This is a genomic window from Oceanicaulis sp. LC35, from assembly GCF_052055585.1.
Classification (GTDB): domain Bacteria; phylum Pseudomonadota; class Alphaproteobacteria; order Caulobacterales; family Maricaulaceae; genus Oceanicaulis.
This window is the reverse complement of the sequence record NZ_CP170485.1, coordinates 1,897,501-1,902,500: the sequence shown is the minus strand read 5'-3', so window position 1 is coordinate 1,902,500 and position 5,000 is coordinate 1,897,501. Positions and strand designations below refer to the sequence as shown.

The window sequence follows — 5,000 nt, the reverse complement described above, 5'->3', positions numbered from 1 at the left end:
CATCCTGACTGACGGGCTCATGTGGGTCGTTTTTGCTAGGTAGATCTTCGGATCTGCGGGCGAAGCGTTCACCGTGCATGAGCATCGTTGAGATCAAGCGTCAAAAGGGCGTCTGGTGGATGCCTTGGTGGCAAGAGGCGATGAAGGACGTGGCACGCTGCGTTAAGTTCCGGGGAGTTGCGAGCAGACTTTGATCCGGAAATTTCCGAATGGGGGAACCCACCTTTACAGACCCTGGCGGTTGTTCGTCTGAGAGATCAGGCGGCCAATCACCAGTGTTTGTGAGAGGTATCTTATTCTGAATACATAGGGATAAGAAGCGAACTCGGGGAACTGAAACATCTAAGTACCCGAAGGAAAGGACATCAATTGAGACTTCCCTAGTAGCGGCGAGCGAACGGGAACCAGGCCAGTGTCTCTTCATGAGTCAGCGGAACGATCTGGAAAGTTCGGCCATAGCGGGTGATAGCCCCGTACGTTAAAGCGACTGAAGAGACCTCGAGTAGGGCGGGACACGTGAAATCCTGTCTGAACATGGGGGGACCACCCTCCAAGCCTAAGTACTCCTTGCCGACCGATAGTGAACCAGTACCGTGAGGGAAAGGTGAAAAGCACCCCGACGAGGGGAGTGAAACAGATCCTGAAACCGGACGCCTACAAGCAGTCGGAGCCGCCTTGCGCGGTGACGGCGTACCTTTTGTATAATGGGTCAGCGACTTTGTCTCTCGAGCAAGCTTAAGCCGGTAGGTGTAGGCGCAGCGAAAGCGAGTCTGAATAGGGCGATGAGTTCGAGGGATAAGACCCGAAACCGAGTGATCTAGCCATGTGCAGGTTGAAGGTGCGGTAACACGCACTGGAGGACCGAACCCACGTCTGTTGAAAAAGACGGGGATGACGTGTGGCTAGGGGTGAAAGGCCAATCAAACTCGGAGATAGCTGGTTCTCCGCGAAATCTATTTAGGTAGAGCGTCTCGTATTACCCACGGGGGTAGAGCACTGGATGGGCTAGGGGGTCCCAACGACTTACCAAACCTAACCAAACTCCGAATACCGTGGAGTACAGCGAGGCAGACACACTGCGGGTGCTAAGGTCCGTAGTGGAGAGGGAAACAGCCCTGACCGCCAGCTAAGGTCCCTAAGTTATCACTAAGTGGGAAACGATGTGGGAGTGCTTAGACAACCAGGAGGTTGGCTTAGAAGCAGCCATCCTTTAAAGAAAGCGTAACAGCTCACTGGTCAAGCGCTCCTGCGCGGAAAATGTAACGGGGCTTAAGTGATACACCGAAGCTGCGGACTCGAAAGAGTGGTAGCGGAGCGTTCTGTAAGTCTGTGAAGGTGACCTGCGAGGGTTGCTGGAGATATCAGAAGTGAGAATGCTGACATGAGTAGCGATAAAGAGGGTGAGAGGCCCTCTCGCCGAAAGTCCAAGGGTTCCTGCGCAATGCTAATCAGCGCAGGGTAAGCCGGCCCCTAAGGCGAGGCCGAAAGGCGTAGTCGATGGGAACCAGGTTAATATTCCTGGGCCAGCGGGTAGTGACGGATTGCGGTAATTGTTCACCCTTACTGGATTGGGTGGGCAGTGAAGTCGTCCCTGGAAATAGCTCCCGCATTAGACCGTACCCCAAACCGACACAGGTGGACTGGTAGAGCATACCAAGGCGCTTGAGAGAACTCTGTTGAAGGAACTCGGCAAATTACTCCCGTAAGTTCGCGAGAAGGGAGCCTGGCATCAGGCAACTGGTGTCCAGGGGCACAGACCAGGGGGTGGCGACTGTTTATTAAAAACACAGGGCTCTGCGAAGTCGCAAGACGACGTATAGGGTCTGACGCCTGCCCGGTGCCGGAAGGTTAAAAGGAGGGGTGAGAGCTCCGAATTGAAGCCCCGGTAAACGGCGGCCGTAACTATAACGGTCCTAAGGTAGCGAAATTCCTTGTCGGGTAAGTTCCGACCTGCACGAATGGCGTAACGACTTCCCCACTGTCTCCAACAGAGACTCAGCGAAATTGAATTCTCCGTGAAGATGCGGAGTTCCCGCGGTCAGACGGAAAGACCCCGTGCACCTTTACTACAACTTCGCAGTGGCGTTAGTGGCGATATGTGTAGGATAGGCGGGAGGCTTTGAAACCAGAGCGCCAGTTCTGGTGGAGCCATCCTTGAAATACCGCCCTTATCCTCATTGACGTCTAACCGCGGTCCATGAACCTGGATCCGGGACCCTGCGTGGTGGGTAGTTTGACTGGGGCGGTCGCCTCCCAAAGAGTAACGGAGGCGCGCGAAGGTTGGCTCAGAGCGGTCGGAAATCGCTCGTTGAGTGCAATGGCATAAGCCAGCCTGACTGTGAGACTGACAGGTCGAACAGAGTCGAAAGACGGCCATAGTGATCCGGTGGTCCCGCGTGGAAGGGCCATCGCTCAACGGATAAAAGGTACGCCGGGGATAACAGGCTGATGATGCCCAAGAGTCCATATCGACGGCATTGTTTGGCACCTCGATGTCGGCTCATCGCATCCTGGGGCTGGAGCAGGTCCCAAGGGTTTGGCTGTTCGCCAATTAAAGCGGTACGTGAGCTGGGTTTAGAACGTCGTGAGACAGTTCGGTCCCTATCTGCCGTGGGTGTTGGATACTTGAGAGGAGCTGTCCCTAGTACGAGAGGACCGGGATGGACGCACCTCTGGTGGACCTGTTGTTGCGCCAGCAGCATAGCAGGGTAGCTAAGTGCGGAAAGGATAACCGCTGAAAGCATCTAAGCGGGAAGCCCCCCTCAAAACCAGGTATCCCTATCAGAGCCGTGGAAGACCACCACGTTGATAGGCTGGAAGTGGAAGCGTAGCGATACGTGAAGCGGACCAGTACTAATTGCTCGATCGGCTTGATCCAACAATGCTCATGGGCGGCGATCGCTTCGCCCCATGAAGCCCACTAAGTCAGTACGTCTCTACATTATGCATCGGTCTTGCCGACCGGGTGGTTATAGCGAAGGCTCCACACCCGTTCCCATCCCGAACACGGCCGTTAAGACCTTCTGCGCCAATGGTACTATGTCCTAAGGCATGGGAGAGTAGGTCGCCGCCCGGTCCGCTAGACTCGATGCATGCTCCGTTTTAAATGCAAAATACGTAAAACCCCCGAGCCTCATGGCCGGGGGTTTTGTGTATTCAGCCTGATGAAGCTGTCAGGAGCCCCCATGATCACGATTGTTTCCTCTTCGCCTGAGCAGGGCGGCCGCATCATCGAGATCTGGCGCAACGCCGTTGACGCCACCCATGATTTCCTGACGCCCGAAGACCGGCGCGCGATCGACGCTGAAGTCTGTGACTTCCTGCCGGCAGCCCCGCTGTCGTTGGCGCGGGCGGGAGACGGCAAAATCCTGGGCTTCATGCTGCTGACCTCGACAGAGGTCGGTGCGCATATGGATGCGCTCTTCATCGATCCCGCCATGCACGGCCAGGGTGTTGGGCGCAGACTGGTGGAGCACGCCATCGCCTTGCACGGTGAGATCACGACAGATGTGAATGCACAGAATCCGGGCGCGATCGCTTTTTACCGCGCCATGGGATTCGTGGAGACAGGACGCTCGGCGCTGGATGACCAGGGCCGGGCCTATCCGCTGATCCATCTCAGCCGGCCGGCCCAAGCTCCCACGGATTGATCAGCCTCACTCCGGTGGGGGCGAAGTCCTTCACATTGCGAGTGACGACACTCATCGCATGCTCGAGCGCGGTCGCCGCAATCAGCGCGTCACGTTCGGAGCGCGGATCGGGCACGTGCAGAGTCGCGCATCGCAAGGCGATAGTCGAATCGATGGGCAGTACGCGACCGGCGAAAGCGGGTTTGACCCGTTCATCGAGCCAGCGCCGCAAGAGCGCGCCGTGAGTCGCGTCCCGGCGCTCAATGCGCAGCACGCCAATTTCGAGCTCCATCAGACTGATCACCGACAGGTAGAACTGGGCGGCATCCCGGCCCGAGAGCCAGGCGACCAGATTCGGATCGGCGCGTCCGTCGCCAACTTTTCTGAGTTCGGACACCACATTGGTGTCGAGCAACATCATGAGAGATCCGGAATCTGAAGCTCAAGATTGGCCGGCTCGGTTTCGAGCTCGATTTCGGACAGGCCGGGCAGGGACAGCGCCTCGACCAGAGTGGCGTGTTGAGCCGTCAGCTTCTCATAGGCTTCGATACTCAACAGGACATGCGCAGGCTTGCCGCGGTCTGTGATGATGACGGGGCCCTCACGGGATGCGCGCTTGGCGGCGCCCAGATCCTGGTTGAGTTCGCGACTGGTCAGCGTCTTGATCATCAGACCCTCCTACAATGTGGTTACGTTACTACAGAGTCGCGACCGATTCAATCCAAACGCCCGCGGCCGCCCAGTGAAGAGCAGGGAGCTGTTGCGCCTCCAGCGAATCGAGGATCCCCGTAAGGGCGTAAGGGCGTAAGGGCGTAAGGGCGTAAGGGCGTAAGGGCGTAAGGGCGTAAGGGCGTAAGGGCGTAAGGGCGTAAGGGCGTAAGGGCGTAAGGGCGTAAGGGCGTAAGGGCGTAAGGGCGTATAAGTGCCGGGATGCGTCTCAGGCGCCAAAAGGCGCCCCGGACTGCAGACACGGCGTTGACCCGATCCGGGCAGGGGCGTACACACCGCCTCCCAACGACGGGCGGCCCCGAAATTCTTTCAGAATACGGAGCAACCGGAGTGGGGCGCCAAGCGGAAGGTCGGGCTTCGGGCCAGTCTTTCCAACGGTTTCAGGGCGAAGACACACGCAAGTGAAGATCCCCTGCAAAACGGACTTGGCGAAGAGGCAAGGGATCGCTAGAACCCGCGCCTCACGTCTTCGAACGGTTCTGTCGCTCCTGCGGCGCTCCTGAAAAAGGCGGTTGACGATGAGCCGGACGGTCCTTACCAACCGCGCTCCTCGTTGAAGGAATGACGGAAAGCGGCGTCAGTTGCTTTGCTTCATTCCGAGGCGGTCAGCCGATCCGGATTGAGCTTCATCAGCCTGGATCA

At 57.6% G+C, this 5,000-nt stretch carries 3 protein-coding genes and 2 rRNA genes; 3 read left to right on the top strand and 2 right to left on the bottom strand.

Going from position 1 to position 5,000, the window contains the following annotated elements; genetic code table 11:
* The first annotated feature begins 91 nt into the window (after positions 1 to 91).
* From ACFELO_RS09025 to ACFELO_RS09015, 3 genes are all read left to right on the top strand, one after another.
* Positions 92 to 2,878, top strand: a 23S ribosomal RNA gene (locus ACFELO_RS09025).
* An 83-nt stretch (positions 2,879 to 2,961) separates the two neighbouring features.
* Positions 2,962 to 3,076 (top strand): 5S ribosomal RNA (gene rrf, locus ACFELO_RS09020).
* A gap of 109 nt (positions 3,077 to 3,185) precedes the next feature.
* On the top strand, positions 3,186 to 3,650 hold the full coding sequence (locus tag ACFELO_RS09015; RefSeq protein ID WP_440957438.1) for an acetyltransferase: 465 nt from the start codon (positions 3,186 to 3,188) through the stop codon (positions 3,648 to 3,650).
* Here ACFELO_RS09015 and ACFELO_RS09010 read toward each other — a convergent pair.
* Together ACFELO_RS09010 and ACFELO_RS09005 are read right to left on the bottom strand one after the other, a co-directional pair.
* The gene (locus ACFELO_RS09010) at positions 3,619 to 4,050 is read right to left on the bottom strand and encodes a type II toxin-antitoxin system VapC family toxin (protein WP_440957437.1); all 432 of its coding nucleotides are present in this window, start codon (positions 4,048 to 4,050) and stop codon (positions 3,619 to 3,621) included. The genes ACFELO_RS09015 and ACFELO_RS09010 overlap by 32 nt on opposite strands.
* Complete coding sequence (locus tag ACFELO_RS09005) at positions 4,047 to 4,298, bottom strand: type II toxin-antitoxin system Phd/YefM family antitoxin (protein ID WP_440957436.1); 252 nt, start codon at positions 4,296 to 4,298, stop codon at positions 4,047 to 4,049. Before ACFELO_RS09005 ends, ACFELO_RS09010 begins: the two co-directional genes overlap by 4 nt.
* Positions 4,299 to 5,000 lie beyond the last annotated feature (702 nt).

Coding starts and splice junctions, on each gene's coding strand:
- ACFELO_RS09010 (WP_440957437.1), bottom strand. CDS start 4,050: ATGATGTTGCTCGACACCAATGTGGTGTCCGAACTCAGAAAAGTTGGC.
- ACFELO_RS09015 (WP_440957438.1), top strand. CDS start 3,186: ATGATCACGATTGTTTCCTCTTCGCCTGAGCAGGGCGGCCGCATCATC.
- ACFELO_RS09005 (WP_440957436.1), bottom strand. CDS start 4,298: ATGATCAAGACGCTGACCAGTCGCGAACTCAACCAGGATCTGGGCGCC.